Source organism: Maribacter chungangensis, assembly GCF_042676845.1.
Classification (GTDB): Bacteria; Bacteroidota; Bacteroidia; order Flavobacteriales; family Flavobacteriaceae; genus Maribacter; species Maribacter chungangensis.
The window spans coordinates 116890-141120 of record NZ_JBHTHY010000014.1; the positions used below are offsets into that span (position 1 = coordinate 116890).

Annotated in this window: 20 protein-coding genes; 8 read left to right on the forward strand and 12 right to left on the reverse strand. The window is 40.4% G+C overall.

All coding sequences use genetic code 11. The annotated features are described in order from the left end of the window. Positions 1-48 precede the first annotated feature (48 nt). From ACFQZJ_RS14885 to ACFQZJ_RS14895, 3 genes are all read right to left on the reverse strand, one after another. Positions 49-930 (reverse strand): hypothetical protein, encoded by an 882-nt coding sequence (locus ACFQZJ_RS14885; protein WP_379935652.1) that lies wholly within the window; start codon positions 928-930, stop codon positions 49-51. Positions 931-1127: 197 nt separating this feature from the next. Next, positions 1128-2003, reverse strand: coding sequence for a leucine-rich repeat domain-containing protein (locus ACFQZJ_RS14890; RefSeq protein ID WP_379935653.1), 876 nt, complete (start codon positions 2001-2003; stop codon positions 1128-1130). A gap of 169 nt (positions 2004-2172) precedes the next feature. Continuing rightward, the gene (locus tag ACFQZJ_RS14895) at positions 2173-4083 is read right to left on the reverse strand and encodes an ABC-F family ATP-binding cassette domain-containing protein (RefSeq protein ID WP_379935654.1); all 1911 of its coding nucleotides are present in this window, start codon (positions 4081-4083) and stop codon (positions 2173-2175) included. Positions 4084-4258: 175 nt separating this feature from the next. On the opposite strand from ACFQZJ_RS14895, the gene ACFQZJ_RS14900 reads away from it, so the two are divergent. Then, positions 4259-4648, forward strand: a complete 390-nt coding sequence (locus ACFQZJ_RS14900) for a DUF983 domain-containing protein (protein ID WP_379935655.1) — start codon at positions 4259-4261, stop codon at positions 4646-4648. Between the two features lie 3 nt (positions 4649-4651). On the opposite strand, the gene ACFQZJ_RS14905 is transcribed toward ACFQZJ_RS14900, so the two are convergent. From ACFQZJ_RS14905 to ACFQZJ_RS14945, 9 genes are all read right to left on the reverse strand, one after another. Next, positions 4652-5701, reverse strand: coding sequence for an NAD(P)/FAD-dependent oxidoreductase (locus ACFQZJ_RS14905; protein ID WP_379935656.1), 1050 nt, complete (start codon positions 5699-5701; stop codon positions 4652-4654). Between the two features lie 198 nt (positions 5702-5899). Further along, positions 5900-6787, reverse strand: a complete 888-nt coding sequence (gene porN, locus ACFQZJ_RS14910; RefSeq protein WP_379935657.1) for a type IX secretion system ring subunit PorN/GldN — start codon at positions 6785-6787, stop codon at positions 5900-5902. 61 nt (positions 6788-6848) lie between these two features. Then, entirely contained in the window at positions 6849-8408 is a 1560-nt protein-coding gene (gene porM / locus ACFQZJ_RS14915) for a type IX secretion system motor protein PorM/GldM (RefSeq protein WP_379935659.1), read from the reverse strand. A gap of 57 nt (positions 8409-8465) precedes the next feature. After that, a complete protein-coding gene (gene porL / locus ACFQZJ_RS14920) occupies positions 8466-9119 on the reverse strand; it encodes a type IX secretion system motor protein PorL/GldL (protein WP_379935661.1) in 654 nt (217 codons plus the stop codon). 82 nt (positions 9120-9201) lie between these two features. After that, on the reverse strand, positions 9202-10569 hold the full coding sequence (gene porK / locus ACFQZJ_RS14925) for a T9SS ring complex lipoprotein PorK/GldK (protein ID WP_379935662.1): 1368 nt from the start codon (positions 10567-10569) through the stop codon (positions 9202-9204). Positions 10570-10693: 124 nt separating this feature from the next. Then, positions 10694-11851: a formimidoylglutamase gene (locus tag ACFQZJ_RS14930; RefSeq protein WP_379935663.1), complete on the reverse strand. Its 1158-nt coding sequence runs from the start codon at positions 11849-11851 to the stop codon at positions 10694-10696. 195 nt (positions 11852-12046) lie between these two features. Next, positions 12047-14551: a type I DNA topoisomerase gene (topA, locus tag ACFQZJ_RS14935; protein ID WP_379935665.1), complete on the reverse strand. Its 2505-nt coding sequence runs from the start codon at positions 14549-14551 to the stop codon at positions 12047-12049. Between the two features lie 119 nt (positions 14552-14670). Beyond that, positions 14671-15942: an LVIVD repeat-containing protein gene (locus tag ACFQZJ_RS14940; RefSeq protein ID WP_379935667.1), complete on the reverse strand. Its 1272-nt coding sequence runs from the start codon at positions 15940-15942 to the stop codon at positions 14671-14673. Positions 15943-16082: 140 nt separating this feature from the next. Then, the gene (locus tag ACFQZJ_RS14945) at positions 16083-16811 is read right to left on the reverse strand and encodes a hypothetical protein (RefSeq protein ID WP_379935668.1); all 729 of its coding nucleotides are present in this window, start codon (positions 16809-16811) and stop codon (positions 16083-16085) included. A gap of 145 nt (positions 16812-16956) precedes the next feature. On the opposite strand from ACFQZJ_RS14945, the gene miaB reads away from it, so the two are divergent. The 7 genes from miaB to groL all read left to right on the forward strand — a co-directional run bounded on the left by miaB (position 16957) and on the right by groL (position 23969). Further along, positions 16957-18402: a tRNA (N6-isopentenyl adenosine(37)-C2)-methylthiotransferase MiaB gene (gene miaB / locus ACFQZJ_RS14950; RefSeq protein WP_379935670.1), complete on the forward strand. Its 1446-nt coding sequence runs from the start codon at positions 16957-16959 to the stop codon at positions 18400-18402. Positions 18403-18439: 37 nt separating this feature from the next. Further along, a complete protein-coding gene (locus ACFQZJ_RS14955; RefSeq protein WP_379935672.1) occupies positions 18440-19708 on the forward strand; it encodes a sigma-54 interaction domain-containing protein in 1269 nt (422 codons plus the stop codon). Positions 19709-20022: 314 nt separating this feature from the next. Next, the gene (locus ACFQZJ_RS14960) at positions 20023-20544 is read left to right on the forward strand and encodes an LptE family protein (RefSeq protein ID WP_379935674.1); all 522 of its coding nucleotides are present in this window, start codon (positions 20023-20025) and stop codon (positions 20542-20544) included. Positions 20545-20570: 26 nt separating this feature from the next. Next, positions 20571-21452: a hypothetical protein gene (locus ACFQZJ_RS14965; RefSeq protein ID WP_379935676.1), complete on the forward strand. Its 882-nt coding sequence runs from the start codon at positions 20571-20573 to the stop codon at positions 21450-21452. Next, on the forward strand, positions 21449-21808 hold the full coding sequence (gene secG / locus ACFQZJ_RS14970) for a preprotein translocase subunit SecG (RefSeq protein WP_379935678.1): 360 nt from the start codon (positions 21449-21451) through the stop codon (positions 21806-21808). Before ACFQZJ_RS14965 ends, secG begins: the two co-directional genes overlap by 4 nt. Before the next feature lie 140 nt (positions 21809-21948). Continuing rightward, a complete protein-coding gene (locus ACFQZJ_RS14975) occupies positions 21949-22227 on the forward strand; it encodes a co-chaperone GroES (protein ID WP_099572506.1) in 279 nt (92 codons plus the stop codon). Positions 22228-22334: 107 nt separating this feature from the next. Continuing rightward, positions 22335-23969 carry a chaperonin GroEL gene (gene groL, locus ACFQZJ_RS14980; RefSeq protein ID WP_379935679.1) on the forward strand — a complete coding sequence of 545 codons (1635 nt, stop codon included), beginning with the start codon at positions 22335-22337 and terminating at the stop codon, positions 23967-23969. Positions 23970-24231: the final 262 nt, after the last annotated feature.

Sequence of the window (24231 nt, forward strand, 5' to 3'; positions counted from 1 at the left end):
CTCCATAAGGAGCCCATAAATTATAAGAGTTTATGAATTTTATTCTAATTAATCCTCAACATCCTCAAACTTGGTATTTGCCATTCTTGTTTGGGACGGCATATCGCTTCCAAACTTGATATTCAAAAAACTATCATCACTATCAAAAATAGCAAGGCTTTCGGCCCGTAGGTTTAGTAACGCCCTAATAGAACCAAAATTATTCCCTTGAAGCTGTACTAGTTTAAGCTGGGATAAACTGGCCGTACTTTCCGGAAGATTTCCTTCAAATCTATTATAGGACAACACTAACTCTTTTAGGTTTCGCAACCTGCCAAGATCGGCAACGATGGTACCGCTTAGGGTATTGCCAAATAACTCCAAACTCTCCAACTCGGACAAGTCTTCGATCGCTTTGGGCAGTTCTCCTTTAAAATAATTACTGGACAAATTCAATATCCTTAGCTGTGATGCTTCGCCTATTCCCTCCGGAATAACACCTTCCAACCCATTGTTAAAAAGGGTAAGCTCCCTTAAATTTCTTGCTTTTTTGAAACTGGAGGGCAACAGTCCCGATAGGCTGTTCATTTCTAATTTTAACTTTTCAAGATAATGCAACTGCACCAACGAAATTGGGATGGGGCCCGTTAGTTTATTGAAGGCCAAATTAAGCACCCTTAAACGACTCAAATCTCCGAGCGAACTTGGAATGGTTCCTTCCAGACCATTATGGTGAAGATCAATTTCGACCACATGATTATTTTCAACTATAACACCGTGCCAAGTCGCTACCTTTTTGCTGAAATCCCATTTATGGATCCACTTATCCCCGTTTGTAGCTTTATATAACTCTTTTAATATTTGTTTTTCCTGTTTCGTAACCTGGGCATTCAGGGTGATAGTGGCAAAGAGAAGCAAGGTAATCGCAGTAGCCTTTAGAATAATGTTCATGGTCAAAATCGTTTAAAATATATATAAAATATTGTACTGCCCCATTTGCCTATCTTAATATATAGTTTTTTACACGCACTAAGATTCGCATAACCATAACGCATAAATATGATATTTATGATATTCTTTAGCACAAAAAAGGAGATGTTCTACACATCTCCCATTTTAACCAAACTAACTAATAAATGTAAACTACACTAATCCTCAATATCTTCAAACTTGGTGTCCACCATTCTAGATTTGCTAAAATTAACATCCTTGAACTGTATGTTCCTATCTTCCCGATCGTAATCGAAAACCAAGAATTGCCTTTCATCCAACATTTCCAAATTTTTAAAAGAAGAAAAGCTATTATTTTGAATCTGAAATACCTCCAAACTCGCCAACTGACCAAATTCCGCTGGTATTTCACCGTTTAAATCATTATTGGCCAATACCAATTCCTTTAGATTTTTCAAATTACCCATAGCTACCGGAATTGCTCCTTGTAAGGCATTTTCAAATAGCCCTAGTGTTTCCAACTTCTCCAAAGACCCCAAAGAACTTGGTATAATTCCTTTTAGGCTATTGCTGGATAGGTTTAAAATTTTCAAATTCGTAATTGCACCGATACTCTCCGGTATGCTACCGGTCAAAAAATTATTGAATGCAGAAATTTCCTCTAGACTGGCCATCTGCCCAATGTTCGAAGGAATTGTTCCTTTTATCCTATTCATTTCCAACTTCAGCACTTTCAACTTCGTAAGTTGTGTAAGTGTTTTGGGCAACTCACCCGTTATGGAATTGAACGCCAAATTCAAACTCGTTAAGTGCTCCAAGTTTCCGATTTCCTCTGGAAGCACGCCCATTAAATTGTTACGGAACAATTGTAAACCGACCACTTTGTTGTTTACGACTTGTACGCCGTGCCAATTGGCAACATCGGTTTTCAAATCCCATTTTTTTATCCAATGTTTTCCATTGGTACTATGATATAGTTCCACCAAGGCCTTTCTCTCCTTTTTGGAGACCTCGGCTTTGGTTACGTGGGCAATTAACAGCATCAGAAATAGTAAAGTGTATAGTTTTTTCATGCGTTATCGGTTTGTTAATATCAAAGATGTTCTAGATAAAAGTTAGGAATTATCCTACAAATTAATACTTATAACGTTTAAACATCAAACTTTATCGTTCAACGGAGCGCGTTTGTTGTAAAACCCCATAATTGTGTGGTGAAATAGTTCTATACTGTGGTAAGGAGCATCAGGCTTTGCTTTCTATCTCTGCAGAAATCCGCTCCCAATTCTCCATTAGTTGCTCTAGCTTGTTTTTTTTGGATTGATAGGTGTCAAAGAAATTTGGTTCGGCAATTGTACCATCATAATCCATCAACAAATTATGGTCTATGGCCTTTATGTCCTTTTCCAAGCTCATAATTTTACGCTCTAGGGTACTTAATTGATTATTCAGGCTTTTCAACTTCTTTTGATCCTGAAAAGAAGTGTTTTTCTTTTGCACCTTTTTTTCCTCTCGTTTTTCCTGCTTCTTTTCTATGGCCCTAAAATCATCGGCCTTTCGTTGCTCCAAATAGAACTCTATGTCCCCCAGATATTCACGAATAACTTTATTTTTGAACTCGTAGACTTTGTTGGTAAGTCCTTGTAAAAAATCACGGTCGTGGGATACCAGGATAAGTGTTCCTTCGAAATTTCTACACGCCTGCTTTAACACGTTTTTGGATTTTATATCCAAGTGATTGGTAGGCTCATCCATAACCAATACATTAAAAGGCTGCAATAACATTTTGGCAAGTGCCAAACGGTTACGCTCCCCTCCGGAAAGTACTTTTACGTACTTTTCTACCTCTTCTCCACGAAACAGAAAGGACCCTAAAATATCCCTTACCTTACTCCTATTGGATTCATTTGCGGCATCTATCATAGTATCCAAAACGGTTTTATTACCATCTAAATACTCTGCCTGGTTCTGTGCAAAATAACCTATTTGAACATTGTGTCCCAATTTCAAATGCCCTTCATGCTCTAACTCTCCTACTATTATTTTGGCAAGGGTAGATTTCCCTTGTCCGTTCTGGCCCACAAATGCGGTTTTACTGTTTCGCTCTATCAGTAGGTTTATGCTATTCAAAACCTCTTTCGTGCCATAGTTTTTGGAAAGTTCGGCTATCTCAACCACCACTTTTCCCGGGGTAATCGAAATAGGAAACCTAAGGTTCATTACACTGTTGTCATCTTCATCTACCTCAATGCGCTCAATTTTATCCAATTTCTTTATGAGCGACTGCGCCATTGAGGCTTTCGTAGATTTAGCCCTAAATTTTTCTATTAAACGTTCTGCCTGCTGTATTTCCTTCTCCTGATTTTTTTGAGCGCTCAGTTGCTGTTGCTTTATCTCGTTTCGCAACACCAGGTATTGTGTGTAAGGTTTGTTATAATCGTAAATACGACCCAATGAAATTTCTATAGTTCTGTTTGTAACGTTATCCAAGAACATTTTATCATGTGATACGATGACCACGGCTCCTGTATAGGTATTCAAGAACTGTTCAAACCAAATAATGGATTCTATATCCAAGTGGTTGGTAGGCTCATCCAATAACAATACATCGTTACTTTGTAACAATAATTTGGCCAGCTCTATTCGCATGCGCCAACCACCGGAAAAAGTTTCGGTCTTTTTATCAAAATCGGCCCTATCGAATCCAAGTCCCTGTAGAATTTTCTCGGTCTCGCCTTGATAATTATACCCTCCTAAAATTTCGTAATGATGACTTACATCGCTTAAATCGATCATCAATTGGTTATATGCTTCACTTTCATAATCGGTACGTTCGGCAAGTTGTTGGTTTATGTCATCTATCTTCCCTTCTAACTTCTTGATTTCCTCAAAAGCTTGATAGGCTTCATCCAAAACAGTTCTCCCTTGTACAAAATCTATATCCTGGCGCAAGAAACCTATTTTAATATCCTTTTCAACCGCAATAGTACCGGCATCCAAAGGCATATCTTTGGAAAGCAGTTTTAACAACGTAGACTTACCGGCACCGTTCTTACCTACAAGCCCTACCCTATTTCCTGCATTAAGGCGAAATGATATTTCTTCAAATAGATATTCCCCACCAAACGATACGGAAAGGTTGTGTATGTTAAGCATTTACTTTATTATTTTTAAGAGGTTAACAGGGCTTCTACCCCAACGGCATACTTATTTATGGTACAGACGTGCTATGTTACCATCAATTCGGATCAGCAATTCACAAATCAATTTTTACGATTATCATAACTTTAAATTGAGATGCAAACCTGTACCTTTGTACAAAGTTTTGCAAATGTTAAAAAAAGGAAACAAACTCTACAGTATTTTAACAGGAACTTGCCCCAGATGCAATGAAGAAAGCATGTATTTGGACAAAAACCCGTACCATTTGGGAAAAATCTACAAAATGAACGAACGTTGTAGCTCCTGTGGGTTAAAATATAAAATGGAACCTTCTTTCTTTTATGGTGCCATGTATGTTAGCTATGGTTTGGGAATAGCATTTGCCGTAGCGGCATTTGTTATAGCAAATCTGATTATTGGCACAGGATTGATCAACACCTTTATAGCCATCATAGGTACCCTAATTGTATTCATGCCCGTAATTATGAGGTTGTCCAGGAATATCTGGATCAACATGTTCGTTGCCTATGATTCCAATAAACCAAAACAAACTCTTTAAGTCTTACTTATAATCGCCAGCATATCTTTTGATATCGACCTCTGGGTGCAGCGCTGTACAATTTTCTATGGAGGCGAACAACTGTGCGGCAGCCCATGGAGCGATCATGATACCATGGGAACCATAACCATTTAGAACAAACAGCCTGTGGTGTTCTGGATGCTTACCTACTAAGGGTTTTCTATCTTTAACGGTTGGCCTTATCCCTGCCTGATGACCTACTACCTCGTAGGGGCAAGCCAACAACTCGTTTAGCTTTTTCATCAATTCCCGTTTTGTAGCTTCGGTAGGAAGGTTAGAAGAGGTATCTCGATCATAATTTGCGCCTACTTTATATAAATCATTGCCCAGCGGTATTACAAAGACAGAGGATTTTATAGCATTGTTCTCTTTTAGGGCAGCACATTTGATAATCAAATATTCCCCTTTGGAACCTTGCATGGGCAGGTAATTGAAGAATGGGTTCTTTAGCAATCCAAAACCTTCGGCAAAAACAATATAGTTTGCAGTAAGTGCACCGTAGGTTACGTGCGTACTACTTTGCTCTAATTTAGCATGGTCAAAACCATCCGAAACCAATATACCCTGTTCTTTCAAGAAAGCTGTGTAGCTTTTTAATGTCCGCTGCGTATCCAATAGACCTGCATACATTACCTCTCCAAAATCGTGGGGAGCTATCAAGACTTTATTGCTGTTGCGAACCAGTTTCTGCGACAAATACTTCTTTAGGTCTTTTTTGTCCGCTGCCTCGAACCACATATTCTGTTCCGCTACCGATACAAACCTTCGATAGACCGGCAAATCTGTAAGCAACTTTTTACCTAGGGTACGCTCTAATCCATGATAAAACGTGTTTGCCACCGGAATAAGTGTGTTGGCGTTCCAGGCCATTGTAAACCGTTTTAGAATAACAGGATTGGAGAGTCCGCCAGCGACCAAAGAAGCATTTTGCGAGCTATCGTTGAATACCGCAAAACGTTTATTTTGTTTTCTCAGGGTTTCGCAAAAAGCGGTTCCGGCAAGACCTAAACCTACCACTATATAATCTAACATGGTACAAAGGTAGCAATTTGAAGATTTTGGTAAAGTAGAAATGGCCCACTAAAAAACATCATAAAAAAAGCGCTCCGATTGCTTTCGGAGCGCTTTTGTATTATTGAATTGGAATGTTAAATAATCTTAGGATAGTTTGAACACGATCCGATATTCATCAAATCGGTTCTAATTACCTAATTAAATCTTGAATCGTTGTTAATAGGACCACATATCCTGTTCCCTATCGCGAATCACTTCCTTGATTCGCTTTGCTTCCAAGAGTTGAAAAAGTGCGTTATCCGCTATATAATCGCTAACCTTACGATCGCCATGCACGTTATCCTCTTTGTAGATTACGGCATTGAACCTTCTTGCGTTCAACAACATATCAAAAGAAATGGGTTGTGCGGAATTACGTTGGTTAAAGACCTTGGCATCGTGCAAAACTTGACGGGCATCCGGATACCAGATCCAAAACAGCTCTACCTTATCGGGGTTGTCAGTGTCCATAAAGTTTACATCGGGTGCAACTGGTGCTATACCCAATAAACGATACTTCAATTCTCCCTGGCGCTTATCAAAATACCACATGCCTTTTATACGGTACTCTTCTATTTGCGCGGCAGTTATCTCCTTTGTGGTAATAAACTCGGCAGAAACCGCTTCCCCGGCATTTACCTGTTCATACCCATAATCCAAGGTGTCCGTTTTCTGCAATGCGGCAGACAAATCACCAAAATTTCTCTTTTCAGTGAAATAAGAATCGGCATACGCATCCAACTTCCCACTCTTAACGGCCTTCATCAATACGTGGTACAAAGACCTCCTATCGGAACCTATGTCAATGGTATCTGTTGGATAATACAGAGGAAAGTTTACCCTTTCATCCAAATCTATGGTTTCCCATAAGGTCTTGGACCAAAGAATGTCCCTATCGTCTACATAGCCATATTTCAAAGGAGCATCGTTATCCACCTCTTTCTGGGCTTGTGTCCGCACCCCTACTTCCTGTGGCTTTTTGGCGTTCAAGATATTAGCTTGTGCCATCATGGATGCCGGTAACACTACCAAAGCGCCCATTAAAAAAACATTTTTCCAATTCATGTTTGTTTTACTTTAAAATAACCGGGTAACGAAAAGCGCTACCCGGTATCATTTATTCTTACTAGTTTGCTATCTCCACGACTACAGGAGATACTTTTTTAAGTCTGTAACTCTTATTATTGGTGATGTACGCGTTGATATCGAATATCTGTACCACATCTCCCCTTTTGGCTCTTTTTAGTGCCGATTTGGCCCTAGAATCCAACTTATTACCTTTTACGCTAATCGTAGGCTGACCAGGAACCTTAAAGCTAAACCCGCTTACCGCTAATCTCAAATCAAAATCGAAGTCATCTAAAATAGCGCTGATGGTTGCTATCTCCAAGTTCTTTCTTGGAAGCTTAATGCTACCCGCTTGCTTGCTTACCGTTCCTTCAGGTCTTGGAATATCCTTAATTCTAAATTCGGATTTAGAGGATATTGCTTGACCATCTGGCAATGTTCCAGAAGCGGTAATCGTAACCGATCTTCCTTTACCTGGGTTCATTACATACTTGCTACCACTTACCGGCTTAAGACCTGGGGCAGAGGCGCGCACCTTGTTATTAGGTATACCTGGGATAGAGATAGACATTGGGTTGGCCACACCACGGTAGACAACGTTCATCTTATCCGCAGCGATCAACGCAGCGTTAGGCTTGGAAATAGTTGCAAAGGAATTCTTTACGGGTACTTCTATCTCTGCACCGTCTTGTTGAAAGTACAAAGTCCCAGCTATCTCATGGTCACCGGCAGCACCGGAACCAATTAGCATTTTTACACCACCGGCTTCGATCTTGTAATCTTTACCTTCGGTCAATTTTCTACCGTCCAAGGTCAGTTCCGCTCTTACAGGGGTAGAAGAATTATCGGTCTTGCTAATAATAATTTTACCATCATAACTTTCACCTGAGTAAAAAGCGGACTTGCTTGCGAAAAGCGAAGTTGCAAAATTCTTAAGTGAAACCTGATCCGTAAGCTCACCTTCCAACATAGATTTAAGCGCATCCTCCTCGGTAGACTTAATGTCTGCCTGCAATGCGGTCAATTTTGTTAGAGAAGCGATCAATGGGAAATCCTTGTAGTGATAATCTATCCAATCTACTTTGGCTCCGTCCCTGTTTTCTACCTTACCGTTTTCATCACCTACTTCAAAGCGAGCTTCTACTGTAGCCTTTAAATTTGCAGGTACCAATTTGGAGATTTCGGTACGATAGTCCGTAATGCGTTTCATGAATTCCTGTCCACCTTCCGTCAAATTATCTCCTTGAAAAAAGTGTTGGTTCAAATAATCCGCTTTGTCCATTACTTGGTAATCCGTAGGATCTTCAACCCCTTTTAACATTCCGCTTTTTAGGGTTTCCAAATAATCAAAATATTCCTGTGAAAGCACCTTTATCTGATTTGCTTTCTGGTATACTTCTCCGTACTTAACCTTATCCTCGGACGCTTTTGTTTCCAAACTCGCTAAGAATTGATTATTACTTTCTGTGGTTTTAGCGTTAGAAGTCTCCATTTTTACATTCATTAACCCGAATGCTGCGAGAACCTCTTTACTCATATTTAATGCTAGCATACAAATGAAAACCAAATACATTAGGTTTATCATTTTTTGCCTTGGTGATTCTTTTCCTCCTGCCATGTTTCTATAATTAGATTTTAATTAATACTTGAATTTGGGGTATTGGTAAAATCCAATTTAGTTTTTGCTCATTGCAGATAACATGCCACCATAAACACCGTTCAATGAAGAAAGGTTGCTGGACAATGATGCCATCTGGTCCTTTAATGCACTTGCATTCTGTACCACTTGTTCGTTTACACTAGCTTGTTTACTAGCACTCTCTAGTTGTACTTTATAAAGACTGTTCAAAGATTCCATTTGAGAAGCTGCCTGTACCATTTCATCAGAGTACTTTTTGGTAGATTCCATTGCATCTACTGTTGGAGCAATTCCTTTTGCCGCACCTTCAAAATTCTTGATACTAGAACCTAGGCTCTCCATAAGATTTGCATCGACGCCGGCTTCTTTTAACATGTCGTCTAATTTTTTGGACAAGGAAGTCTCAGCTTCCTTTACCTCTGCGGCCTCGCTTTTCTTAGCACCTGTAGATGCCCCACCGTTTAATTCCGGATAGACCAAAGACCAATCCAATTCATCTTCTATTGGTTCAAATGCGCTTATAGCAAAAATAAGTGCCTCTGTAATAAGACCGATAGCTAATAATAATCCACCTGTAAGCGGTCCAAACTCCCAGTGTAAAATTTTAAATAATGCACCAATAATTACGATCGATGCCCCAAGCCCGTAGGCCATTGCGAATAATTTTTTTGTTGCTTTTGACTGTGCCATGATTTAATTTAATTTAAAGGTTTAATAAAGATTTGGTTAAAAATTTGATTTGAAATTAATTATCGTAAAATATATTTTTTATTTATTGAGTAGAGTCCTCTTCGCCCATATAGTCCTGGACGGTTCTAAAACCTATATAGCTTCGAACGGAATCTGCATATTCATAATCCCTGGTACTCACCTGTAAAAAGTAAGCTACATCTTTCCAAGATCCGCCACGGATCACTTTTCTTGTATTGGACTGGTCACCGCCATTAGGGTTCATTGTTGATACGTAATCGTAGGCACTTGGGTCGTAACTGGAGTTTGTCCACTCCGCAACATTGCCCGCCATGTTATATAGATTAAAGTCGTTTGGCTCGTACGATTTTGCTTCTACCGTATATAACGCCGCATCAGCTGCATAATCACCTCGTTGCGGTTTAAAGTTTGCCATAAAGCAACCGGTATCGCTAATTACGTAAGGTCCGCCCCAAGGGTATGTACCACCCTCAATACCTCCTCTTGCCGCATATTCCCATTCGGCTTCCGTAGGCAGTCTAAATTTATTTACGAATTGCTTGTTGCGACTCTTCTGATCATCGTTCTTAAACTTTGTTCTCCAGTTACAGAATGCTTTGGCCTGTTCCCAAGAGATGCCCACCACCGGATATTCACTGTATGCATCGTGCCAAAAATAATCGTTGTGCATTGGCTCGTTGTACGAATATTCAAAATCCCGTATCCAGACTGTGGTGTCAGGGTAAATTTCCAACTCCTCTGTACGAATAAAATCCTTTCTACTACCCTTGCCTTTATTGGCGGCCCTTGCAGCAGCTTCGATATCCATCCAACTATACTTATATTTTAATTTGGTAACATCGATACTACGTTGACCATTGTAGGACTCCTCTTCGGACAAATAAATAGAATCTACCATGATTTCTGTATAATACTCATCTGGATAGTCATTTACATCCCAGATCAGGTCTACATCCTTGTTCAAGGCCCTACCCTCGTATCCGGTTTCTCCCATGCCGGAATAATTATCCAACATGTATTTTTCGTATGCGGAAGACTTGGTAGTATCCGCATCTTTGAAAGCGTATTCGCCAATTCCACCATCATCCGGGCCTAGTCCCAGGTCATCTGCAAGTATGGCCAATTTAGTTCTGGCAATGGAATCTTTTACCCATTCCACAAATTGACGGTATTCACTATTGGTTATCTCCGTATCGTCCATGTAAAAAGAACGGACAGTAACTGTTTTTGTAGGAGCGTTCAAGACTTTTGCCTGGTCTTCTTCACTCTTACCCATGATAAAAGAACCTCTCGGAATAAGTTCCATACCATACGGCTTTTCCGGATACCATTTTTTTCCTTGGACTCCGACTAGCTCCCCTTTTGTCTTGGACCCACAACTCGTGAGCAAAAAAACAAACGCTATAGATGATAACAATAGCTTCTTCATACTTTAGGTTAAATTTCGATTATGGTTACAAACTGCGAACTACGTTCATTTATTCTAACTTCTAAAACTACGTTTTGAATAAATTATTGTATAAATGCGGTTTATCCCTTAAAATTATTTTCAATTAATTAAAGCCTTTCTTATACGCTTTAAACCACCTTTCCGGAATGTTTTGATTGCAAGCATCTAAATAATCCTTCTCTGTGCATGGTAATAACGCAGGTGTATTTGCTTTAGTATGTGAAGTAAAAATTGATGGCACCTCTACCCACCATCGCTGGGTCAAAAGACTTTTGTAGAAAACGAGGTCCTCAGCGTCCGAGGGAACGGTATACTTGGTAAAATCGTCTGTCTTTGAATAAGGGGATTCTATAATTCTATAATTGACACCTTCTATAAAGTACCATATAATTTGTGCAATTAATTGGTGGGACTGCACATTGTTCTCCATTTCGTACACACCAAAAACAGAAACTTTATCACTAATTCCTGCATATCTGGCTATGGCGCAAATTTCGCGACCCGTAAATCCGTTAGGAGAAAAATTTGCGGATGAAGAAATTTCACTGGCTTTAATGGCCCGCGCATCCAGACTTACCATGTGTGCGTTTCTCAACGCTGGTTCGGCCAAGGATAGGTCATTGGCTATCTCTCCAAGTCTGTACGCATCAAAAAACAAACGCTCCATTAAATCTACCTCTTCTTGGGCATTGAAATAACTCTGGTAGCCAATATTGGAAAAGTTGAACAGATTATTGGGTTTGTCCGTAATAATCTTACTCATATAGGAATGGGAGGAAATAAGCTCGTCATCTATACCAAAGTCGAACCGACTGTCAATAGCCACAAGGTTTATCATGTCCTTGATACCGTCAAATGCTCTATACGCAGGATAGGTGATGTCCTGTGTAGCACCAAGGACTATAGGGATTATATTTTCCTCCAACAATCCTGCTACGATTTCCTTGACCACAAAATAGGTATCCTCTACCGATTCACCTTCCTCTATGTCACCTAGGTCAACAATGGTAGCGTTCCAGTTACCCAATAGCAGCTTATAAAACTCCAATCGGATAGCGGAGACATCTAATTTTTCCAGTTTTTTCTCGAACGCATTTCTAGATTCTTTTACGCCCAAGATAGCTACCGTAGCATTGGCCAATACGGGGAGACCATCATTAACCGTGTGTATGTAAGTATTTTTACCTATGGCCTGTACGGGCAATAATTCGCAATGTGCTAATACTTTATCTTCTACCGGAACTAAAAAATCAAATGCCATTATTGGGTTAAAGGGTTTAGGGTTTGAAGCCTGCCCGAAAGAGGGTTCAAGGTTTAAGGTTCAAGGTTCAAGGTTCAAGGTTCAAGGTTCAAGGTTCAAGAAAGTAATCCTAAGTCATAAACAAATAAATTTATACACTTTTCACAAAATACTATTTACCAATAACGGTCCACTACTTGTTTAACACTATCGCCTCTACTTCTTTTTCGCTTTCGCTTTCGTTTTTGGCTTGGCTTTCGCTTTTTTCTTAGGGGTCTTTTTTTCAATAAGCTCCGAGGCTTGCTTTAAGGTCATCTTAGTCGCATCGACCGATTTTGCCAACTCTACCTTGATTTTACCTTTGATAATATTATGGCGCCCCCATCTTGCTTTTTCTATTCGGATACCTTCTTCCTCCCAATTCTGAACTACCTTATCTATTTCCTTTTGTTTCTTTACCTCGATGAGTTCTACGATATCCTCTTGTGAGAGATTATCAAAATCGTATTTCTTGTTCACATTAATGAACATACCGTCCCATTTGATAAAGGGTCCAAACCTGCCTGTACCTTTTTGCACCGCTTTTCCTTCATATTCGGCAATAGGCGCATCTGCCTTTTCTTTCGCCACAATCAGTTCTACGGCACGGTCCATATCTATTTCCATAGGGTCGTCCTCTTTTTCCATAGAGATAAACTTCTTGCCAAACTTTACATAGGGCCCGAATCTACCTACATTGGCCTCTACTTCTTCCCCTTCATAAACACCAAGCTTTCTTGGCAATTTAAAAAGGTCCATAGCCTGCTCGTAGGTTATGGTGTTAAGCGACTGATCTGGCAGCAAACTGGCAAACGTGGGTTTTTCTTCATCGTCTACCGTACCCACTTGCACCATAGGACCAAACCTACCCAAACGAACGGATACTTGCTTTCCACTTTTGGGGTCTTTACCTAAAATTCGCTCACCGCTGGCACGATCGGCATTTTCTTCAACATCCAAAACATTGGGATGAAAATCCTTATAAAAGTTTTTCATCATTTTCTTCCAGTCCTCGTCGCCCGAAGCAATCTCATCAAAATCCTGTTCTACCTTTGCCGTAAAATTATAATCCAAAATAGTTGCAAAATTGGCAACCAAAAAGTCGGTTACGATCATACCTATATCGGTTGGTACCATTTTACCTTTTTCGGAACCTACCATTTCCGTAAGTCCTTTTTCCTTTATACTTCCCTCTTCCAATAGCAATTGCGTATATTTTCTTTCAGAACCTTCTACGGTTCCTTTTTCTACATAACCTCTATTTAAAATGGTACTTATCGTTGGGGCGTAGGTAGATGGTCTTCCAATACCGAGCTCTTCCAATTTTTTCACCAAGGTCGCCTCCGTAAAGCGGTAAGGCGGTCTAGAAAAACGTTCGGTGGCCGTTATGTAATTGTTCTGTAAAGTTTCTCCCAGCTTCATGGCAGGCAACATTCCTTCTTGCTCATCGGCAAGGTCTTCGTCGTCTACACCCTCTAAATACACTTTAAGGAAACCGTCAAAGGTGATAACCTCCCCGTTAGCCGTAAATTCTACATCGTGCTTGTCTGCTTGTATTTTTACGTTGGTCCGTTCCAATTGGGCATCGCTCATTTGGGATGCGATGGTTCTTTTCCATATTAAATCGTACAATTTGGACTGGTCCCTTTCCAAAGATGGGGACTGGTTGCCCATTTCAGTAGGCCTAATGGCCTCATGTGCTTCTTGTGCGCCCTTCGATTTTCCTACAAAACTTCTTATTTTACTATACTTTTCTCCATAATTCTTAACAACGGCCTCTTTGGCTGAATTTACAGCCTCGTTAGATAGGTTAACGCTATCCGTTCTCATGTATGTAATCAAACCCGCTTCGTACAAACGTTGTGCGACTTGCATGGTCCTACCTACCGAAAAATAAAGTTTTCTAGATGCCTCTTGTTGTAAGGTCGATGTTGTAAACGGGGCGGATGGCGATTTTTTTGCTGGTTTTTTATCCAGTTTACCTACTGTAAAAGCTGCTCCAATATTCTTTTCCAAAAAGGAATTGGCTTCTTCTTTTGTGCCGAAACTTTTGCCTACTTTGGCCGTGAACACATTTCCTGAAGCCGTCTTGAACTCAGCGGATATCTTAAACGAACCTTCCGGAGTAAACGCATCGATATCACGTTCCCGTTCTACGATGAGGCGTACGGCAACAGATTGTACGCGGCCGGCAGATAGGCCCGGTTTTATCTTTTTCCATAAGACAGGAGACAATTGATACCCTACCAGACGATCAAGTACACGCCTTGCCTGTTGTGCGTTTACCAGATTATAATTTATCTCCCTTGGGTTTTCTATCGCTTTTTGAATGGCACTTTTCGTAACCGAGTTAAATACGATACGTTTTGTTTTGTCCTTATCCAGATCCAACTCTTCTGCCAGGTGCCAGGAAATGGCCTCTCCCTCCCGATCTTCATCACTGGCCAACCATATCGTATCGGCCTTTTTGGCTAAATCCCGTAATTTTTTCACCAAGGCCTGTTTGTCCTTGTCAACTATATACTTGGGCTTAAAATCATTGTCAACATCTACCCCTAGTTCTTTGGACGGTAAATCTGCAATATGTCCAAAACTGGACTCTACCTTATAATCCTTTCCCAAAAACTTTTCGATGGTCTTTGCTTTCGCGGGAGACTCGACAATTACTAAATTCTTAGCCATGCATTCTGTATTAGTGAACGACAAAAGTAGTTGAATTTTTTAATTTCCTACAGGCATCGCTCTTTATCAATAAAAAAACACCCCTAAATGTAGCGGTGTTTTACAGAATTTTGGCGCTATCAATTTAAATCGAACGTACTCAATAATCGGATATCACCACTAAGATACTCATACTGTCTCAAGGTTCCCTCGCCGATCATCAACAGCGAATTTTTCAAAGGAATTACATCATACGCCTCTATATTTTCAAAATGATTTACCTGTACTAGATTGGGCGTATTGCTTTTATCGAATACCTTAAGGCCATCGCTTCCATCACATACAAACAACAGATCATCCTTTATTCCAAGTCCGTTTGGTCCAAACATAGGGTAGATAACTTTAAGTTCGGGATTTTGCAGATTAGAGACGTCTACAACGTAAAGCCCACTTTCCGTATTACCGCAGAAATTACCGCCTTTTAGGGTAACATAGGCATAATTGCCGGCTACAACTACAGGGTCGCATGCCGTGCCGTGCCTAAATTCGGATATGAATTTTGGTTTTGCAGGATTTTTTATGTCATATATATACATGCCCTGTCTGCCGCCTATGAACAAAACCTCCCCTTGGTTGAATATAGTCTCTATATCCCAGGCCACTTGCACATCTTCCAACACTTTTGGCTCCTCTAGATCAGAGATGTCAAAAATAATAATGTTGCTATAATCTACGACATACAGGTATTCGCCCACAATTTTAAAACGTGCCATTGATCCTCCTTGCCCTACCGAAGGCTGTGAAGCCACACCATCGCTACTTGTATTAAAAAGCGCATCACCAAATTCCATATTACGGAACTGTGCTTCATACTCGGAAACGGGCCTCATCTCTCTTTTTACCTCCCAACCAACAACGATATCCCTGTTATGGTCTATTTTAGAATAGTCATAAATATCTGCCTGTGGGAAGTCCAGATTTGCAAGCCAGACATCATTATTATAAATGGCGTTTTCCATACGGCTCATAAGCTGGATATTATTTATATCCGAAATATCAAAAATAACCAGGTCGCCATAACTATCGGCAAACAGCTTATCGTCCTTGACCGAAATATCATAATTACCCTCCAATTTTATAAAGGCAATACTTTTGGGTGCCGCTGGGTTTTGGTTGTCGACAACATGAAATCCGAGGTCTACGTCGTTTATAAAGATGTAGTCTTTATAGGCGTATATTTTTCCTGAATTAACAATGGGTACTGGCTCGGCAATGGCTATTGCCTCTGCCTTAAAGGTTATGGCATCCATTAAGACAGGTCGTGCTACAAGATACTCTTCATAAGGACCATCGTCATCACAAGAAAAACAGGTGAGCATGAATAGTACAAGTAAAAAAAGATTACGTTTCATTTTTTTTCATTTATTGGGTTGTTACCTTATAGATGAGAAAAAAGTAGTTGAGTTGCGTTAGAATTAAAAATAATTCGTCTTGATACATTAAGCCTGAATATTTATTACAAGCCTACCACTTAGTTAAAATAAAAAACAGTTTACGGCCCCTCCTCAAAACCAACTCCATCTTTATACATGAAGTAGACCGGAACCTTAGAGAGCATAGCGGTAAACAAAATTCCAACACAACAGAGGACAATACCTAATTCTGCCATAATTCCCAAAACTACTATCAATCCAAAAATGACCAACCAATTTCTATTCCCCAAAGAAAAACTTGCTTTTACGATTTCTAGTGCGGACAGTTCTTCATTAAACGCCAAAAAAGCCGGGAGCAAAGACATGGGTACAATCAAGTAAAAAATTCCGAGTCCGCAGGCCAACATTCCCAGTATCGAAAGTCCGAGCATTAGCAAAGCCAAGTTGAACACCTTTCCTAACCGCCCTTGTTTAAAGAAATAGAAATAATCGTCATTTGAAAGATCGTTCCTGTCTTTCTGCTTACAAATCTTAAGAAAAGCAGCGTTCAGAGCAAGGCCAAATGTCATTACCCCAACCAAAAACACAGGCATTAAGATCACCATACCTACAATTACCATAACAGGGGGGTCCTCCTGCCGCAGCAGTTCGGGATCGGTTATACCGGCAGCGATCATAGGAATATAAATCATGATATAAAATGGCAGTATGGTTACAAAAGTGAGCAAGAGTGTTATAAAACCTTGCACCCAAACTTTTTTGAACAGTTCTAGGGATGCACTAAAAATAAGGCCAAATTCCAAAGGAGGCCGTTCCAGTATTTTTTGGTTAAGGGTTTCTAGATTCATTGGTTCCGGTTTTTAGTTATCTGATAGTCAATATGAAAAATGAAAGCTTAAAATTACGCTAAATTATACTGCCAACTTGTCATATTTTTGAATATATTGGTATCTTTGCGCTCCCGATATGTATAAGTATACCTTGGGTTACACTATGGAGAAAACTATTGACGAATCAAAACAGGGCACTTCTCTGGTGCTTGACACCAAGACCAAAAATTCACGTAAGCTATATATTGAAAGTTATGGTTGCGCGATGAATTTTGCAGATAGCGAGGTGGTCGCGTCCATTTTATCGGAAGATGGGTTTAGTACTACACAAGAATTGAACGAGGCTGACTTGGTATTGGTAAACACTTGTTCTATTCGCGATAAAGCGGAACAGACCATACGTAAACGCCTAACAGAATACAATAAAGTAAAAAAGACCAGGCCCCATCTAAAAGTAGGCGTGCTGGGCTGTATGGCCGAGCGCTTAAAGGACAAACTGCTGGACGAGGAAAAAATAGTGGATATGGTAGTTGGCCCAGATGCGTACAAAGACCTGCCTAACCTTATAAAAGAGGTAGATTCCGGTAGGGATGCAGTAAATGTAATCCTATCCAAAGACGAGACCTATGGCGATATTTCCCCCGTTCGTTTAAATACCAATGGGGTTACCGCCTTTGTTTCGATAACCCGGGGCTGTGACAATATGTGCACCTTTTGCGTGGTGCCTTTTACGAGAGGCAGGGAACGTAGCAGAGACCCGCAGTCCATACTAGAAGAGGTAAACGAATTATGGGCAAACGGATTTAAGGAAATTACCCTATTGGGCCAAAACGTAGATAGTTATCTGTGGTATGGTGGCGGACTCAAAAAAGATTTTGAAAAGGCAAGCGATATGCAAAAGGCAACCGCTGTAGATTTTTCCGACCTATTGGAAAAAGTAGCCTTGGCCCAACCAAAAATGCGCATCCGGTTTTCCACGTCAAATCCGCAGGATATGACGCTGGATGTCATACGTACCATGGCAAAATATAAAAATATCTGCAACCACATTCATTTACCTGTACAGAGCGGAAGCAACCGCATACTCAAGGCCATGAACCGCCTACACACGATCGAGGAATATTTTGAGCTCATAGATAATATCAGGAAGATTATCCCAAACTGCGCTATCTCGCAAGATATCATTGCCGGTTTCCCTACCGAAACCGAAGAAGACCACCAAGATACCCTAAGGGCCTTGAACTATGTTAAATATGACTTTGGATATATGTACATGTACTCCGAAAGACCGGGCACCATGGCAGGTAGAAAAATGGAGGACGATGTACCCGATGCCACAAAAAAGAGAAGACTATCGGAAATTATCGCCCTGCAAAGAAGTCATTGCAAAATTAGAACAGAAGCACATTTAGGTACCGTACAAGAGGTATTGATCGAAGGGCCTTCAAAAAAATCGCCGCATGAATGGATGGGAAGGAACGAACAAAGTACCGTAGTTGTATTCCCCAAGGAACAGTACCAAGTAGGCGATTTCGTAAACGTACAGATGAACTCTTGTACCTCGGCCACCTTGATCGGAAAAGCAGTAGGGTATTCTGAAAACAATTAAGCGCAGCGCAATAAAATAGTGACAAGACTACTGAAGCATGGAAGCCATACAAAGCATAAAACAAAGGTTTGAAATTATAGGGCAAGACCCCAAACTAAACAGGGCACTGGAAAAAGCGATTCAAGTTGCGCCAACGGATATCTCTGTGCTAGTTACGGGCGAAAGTGGTGTTGGCAAGGAAGCTATTCCAAAAATCATCCATTCCCTCTCCCATAGAAAGCATGCAAAATACATTGCGGTAAACTGTGGCGCCATACCGGAAGGAACTATAGACAGCGAACTTTTTGGCCACGAGAAAGGGGCGTTTACAGGCGCTACCCAAACAAGAAGCGGATATTTTGAAGTTGCGGACGGCGGCACCATTTTCTTGGACGAAGTTGGTGAACTCCCATTGACCACCCAAGTTAGACTATTACGCGTATTGGAAAATGGGGAATTTTTAAAGGTTGGGTCGTCCCAGGTGCAAAAAACCGATGTACGTATTGTGGCTGCGACAAACGTAAATATGTTCGAGGCAATTAAAAAGGAAAAATTTAGGGAAGACCTGTACTATAGATTAAGTACGGTAGAAATTCAGATTCCACCACTGCGCGAACGCAAGGACGACATTCATTTGCTATTTCGAAAATTTGCATCGGACTTCAGTCAAAAATACAAGATGCCGGCCATTCGGTTAGACGATACCGCGGTAACTCTTTTATTAAAATACAGGTGGCCGGGAAACATACGTCAGCTTAGAAACATTGCAGAACAGATTTCCGTTTTGGAGGAAAAAAGAGCGATTTCCGCAACAACACTGCATAGTTATCTACCCAGCGACCCCGGAAGCAATTTACCTGCTGTTATAAAAAACTCAAAATCTGAAAGTGATTTTAGTAGTGAACGGGAAATTCTTTATAAGGTGCTGTTCGATATGAAGGGAGACCTCAACGACCTTAAAAAGTTGACGATGGAACTATTAAAGAACAATGATTCCCAAAAAGTACAGGACGAAAACGAGAACCTGATCCGAAAAATTTATGGTAAAGACCATGAAGATATAGAAACACAGGATACGGAGGATATGGAGGTGCTCCAACTGCCGGAATCAAAACCAGAACAAAGCTACCACCCAACACCACAGGAGGATAAATATCATTTTGCCGAAGAAATACAAGAAGAAGAGACCTTATCTTTACACGAGAAAGAAATTGAACTCATAAAGAAATCCCTGGAACGAAATAGAGGAAAGCGGAAAGCAGCAGCAGCGGAACTGGGAATTTCCGAAAGAACGTTGTATCGGAAGATAAAACAGTATGATCTTTAAATGTTGGATGTTAGATGTTAGATGTTAGATGTTAGATGTTAGAAAAAACTGAAAATGAAGACAAATTCAACTAAAACCAATGGTTACTATTTACTAATTACCAACTACTTTAAACTACCCACTGCGGTGCATGAAGAGACAAGAGAAGCTATTTAAAATGAGACAAATAGAAAAAAAACGATTACTTTTAGCTAATTACTTTTTACGCTCAACTCTAAACTGTTAGCCGCTACTGACTACTTTTTTCACTACCCTCTACCCACTAAAAACCACTAACTACCAACTAATACAGCTGTTAGATAAAAAAAAGAAATATGAAGAACATTCCAATACGAATCGGTTTTTTATTTTTGATTTTATGCCTAAACGGTTGTGGCGTGTATAATTTTACCGGAGGAAGTGTAGGAACGGCCACTACGTTTCAGGTGAACTACTTTCAAAATTACGCTACCCAGAGCCCAGGGTCAATTTTTGAACCGGGCATGGACAGGGATTTTACCTTGGCCTTGCAGGATAGAATTTTAAACCAGACCAGTTTGGATTTGGTAAACAATGGAGATGCAGATCTGCTATATGAGGGGGAGATTACCGAATACCGAATTTCACCGATGTCGGCCACTGCACAACAGACCGCTGCACAAAACCGCTTATCCGTTAGGGTAAAAGTGAGGTTTTACAATAGAACCAAAGAGGATGCGGATTTTGACCAAAGCTTCTCTTTTTTCTTCGATTACCCTGCAAATACCCAGCTTGCGGCCATTAAGAGCACAGCTCACGAAGAAATTTTTGAACGTTTGACACAGGATATTTTTAATGCTTCGCTGGCAGACTGGTAGCCCATAACAGAGAAGGTCTTAAACAAATGAAAGTAACAGATTTTACATATCTCTTAACCCATCCTTCAAAAGTCGCAGATCCCGTGCGGACAAACCAGTTGGAAGATATTCTTAAAGAGTATCCTTATTTTCAAGCTGCGCGAGCCTTGCATTTAAAAGGTTTAAAAAATCTACACAGTTACAAATACAACAAAGCACTTAAAACAACTGCCGCCTACACCACCGATCGTGATGTGTTGTTCGATTTTATAACGACAAAAGACTTTTTGGAATATACGCCGCGGACCGTAACACCGGCCGTAAAAGAAACCGTTCCGAAACAAAAAGCACCCCTTGCAGAAAAAAAGCCCATAATAGAGCCTTCCGAGGATAAACCTTTGCCACAGGACCAAAAAGATGCGGAACAAATTTTGAATCCGGAATTGTTTACCTCCAAACCTCCAAGAAGCGAAGCTTCTGCCACATTAGCAATGGGAGAACCACTTGAGTTTAACAAAAAAGAAAAGTTTTCTTTTACCGAGTGGCTTCAACTAACGACTAAAAAATCGATGGGCCAAGAAGAGGGCACCTTGGAACAGGAAGAAATACAGGACACAGACTTAAAAGAACAGCGACCAAGTCAAAAACAAAAATTCGACAGAATAGATAAATTTATTGCTCAAAACCCAAAAATAGTTCCCAAAACCAATATTCCCGTACCGGAAAACCTCGCTAGCTCGGGAGTTTTTGACAAAAAAGAGCTGATGACAGAAACCTTGGCAAGGGTATATCTAGAACAGAAAAAGTATAAAAAAGCGATTCAAGCTTACAAAATTTTAAGTTTGAAATATCCGGAAAAAAGTGGTTTCTTTGCAGACCGTTTAAAAATGGTAGAGAAAATTCAATTAGAAAATAGAGATTTACAATGAGTACATTTTCAATATTCTTGATACTTATTATCATAGTTTGCTTTTTACTTGTATTGGTGGTTATGGTACAGAACCCAAAAGGAGGTGGACTATCTTCGTCATTTGGCGGAGGCGGAAGCCAAGTAGTTGGTGGTGTTAAAAAGACAGGGGACTTTTTGGATAGAAGCACCTGGACATTGGCGGGTATACTTGTGCTGCTAATTCTAGCATCCAATATAGCCCTAAAAGGAAATTTTGGCGATGTAGAGTCCAAATTATTACAGGGAGATGATATAGAGACAACGGTTCCAGAAACCTTACCAGAGGAAATAACACCGGAGATAACACCCGAGGCAGCTCCAACGGATAGCTTATAAATAGAAAATTTCAGAATAATAAAAAATGCCAGCTTAATGACAAGCTGGCATTTTTGTTTTACAATATGTCAGTTTTTAGCTAATGGCATAATTTCTGCCACTTAACGGAAAACGATAAATCAACATAAATTATATCAATTATGGCTAAAGTTAACATTAAACCATTGGCAGATAGAGTTCTTATAGAGCCTATGGCAGCTGAAACCAAAACCGCTTCTGGAATCTACATTCCCGATACCGCAAAGGAAAAACCTCAAAAAGGTAAAGTTGTTGCTGTTGGGCCTGGAACCAAGGATGAAAAAGTAACTGTTAAAGTTGGCGATACCGTTCTTTACGGAAAATATGCCGGCACCGAATTAAAACTAGAGGGCACCGACTATTTAATGATGCGCGAAAGTGATATCCTAGCAATCATATAAATAGATTACTTGTCATTTCCATTTTAATGGAAATCCCAAATAACAACTAGTTAAGTATAAACAGATTTCCATACGTACGGAAACAAAAAATAAAATCATAATTCATTATGGCAAAAGAAATTAAATTTGATATCGATGCAAGAGACGGCCTAAAAAGAGGTGTCGATGCATTGGCGAACGCAGTAAAAGTAACATTAGGCCCTAAGGGACGTAATGTAATCATCAGCAAATCATTTGGAGCACCGCAAGTAACAAAAGATGGTGTAACCGTAGCAAAAGAAATAGAGCTTGCGGACGCATTGGAAAACATGGGTGCACAAATGGTTAAGGAAGTCGCTTCCAAAACCAATGATTTGGCAGGTGACGGTACCACTACCGCAACAGTACTTGCACAAGCTATCGTTAAAGAAGGTCTTAAGAACGTAGCCGCCGGTGCAAATCCAATGGATCTGAAAAGAGGTATCGATAAAGCTGTTGAGGCTATTGTTGCCGATTTGGCAAAACAGTCCAAAAAGGTTGGTGACTCTTCCGAGAAAATAAAGCAGGTTGCTTCTATCTCTGCCAACAACGATGACACTATTGGAGACCTTATTGCACAAGCGTTCGGCAAAGTTGGTAAAGAAGGTGTAATAACCGTTGAAGAAGCCAAAGGAACCGATACCTATGTAGACGTTGTTGAAGGAATGCAGTTCGACAGGGGTTACCTTTCTCCATACTTTGTAACAGATTCCGAAAAAATGGTCTGTGAATTGGAGAGTCCGTATATCTTGTTATTCGACAAGAAGATTTCTTCCATGAAGGATCTGCTTCCTGTATTGGAGCCGGTTGCACAATCCGGAAAACCATTATTGATCATCGCAGAAGATGTTGACGGTGAAGCGTTGGCCACTTTGGTAGTAAACAAATTACGAGGTTCCCTTAAAATCGCAGCGGTTAAAGCACCAGGATTCGGCGACCGTAGAAAAGCCATGTTAGAGGATATCGCTATCCTAACCGGTGGTACCGTTATTTCCGAAGAAAGAGGTTTCTCCTTGGACAATACGACCATTGACATGTTAGGTACTTGTGAAAAAGTACAGATAGACAAGGACAATACGACTGTAGTTAACGGTGGTGGTGTTGGCAAGGATATCAAAACGAGGGTAAACCAGATAAAATCTCAAATAGAGACTACTACCTCCGATTACGATAAGGAAAAACTACAGGAGCGTTTGGCCAAATTGGCCGGTGGTGTTGCCGTACTTTATGTAGGTGCCGCATCCGAAGTAGAGATGAAGGAGAAAAAAGACCGTGTAGATGACGCCTTACATGCTACCAGAGCCGCTGTTGAAGAAGGTATAGTTGCCGGTGGTGGCGTAGCATTGGTGCGGGCAAAAACGGTACTTAGCAAAGTTGCTACTGAAAACGAGGATGAAGCAACAGGATTACAAATCGTTGCAAGAGCTATCGAGTCTCCATTACGGACAATTGTTTCCAACGCCGGTGGCGAAGGTTCTGTCGTAATCGCTAAAATCCTTGAAGGAAAAGGCGACTACGGTTACGATGCTAAATCCGAAAAATATGTTGAAATGTTCAAAGCAGGAATCATTGACCCTAAGAAAGTGACGCGTGTGGCATTGGAAAATGCAGCTTCGGTTTCTGGAATGATCTTGACTACGGAATGTGCCTTGACCGATATCAAAGAAGATGCTCCAGCTATGCCGCCAATGGGCGGAGGTGGTGGAATGCCTGGCATGATGTAATGGCAAGCCGCCACAGGCTTAATTGTAGCCTGTTTGTGGATGGCATATATAACTATTTAATTAAAAACCCGTTTTTGGAACTTCCAAAAGCGGGTTTTTTGTTGGCCCAAATTAGATTATGAAAATACAATTAGTAAAACCTGTTGTCCATGGGCTTTCAAACGCTATATGTCTATTCCATTTTTTTAATAACTTCCCTTTAACTAATTTTTGGCCGTATTTTTACATACGCTGTTGTGAGGTGATTGACTCCATAAAATTC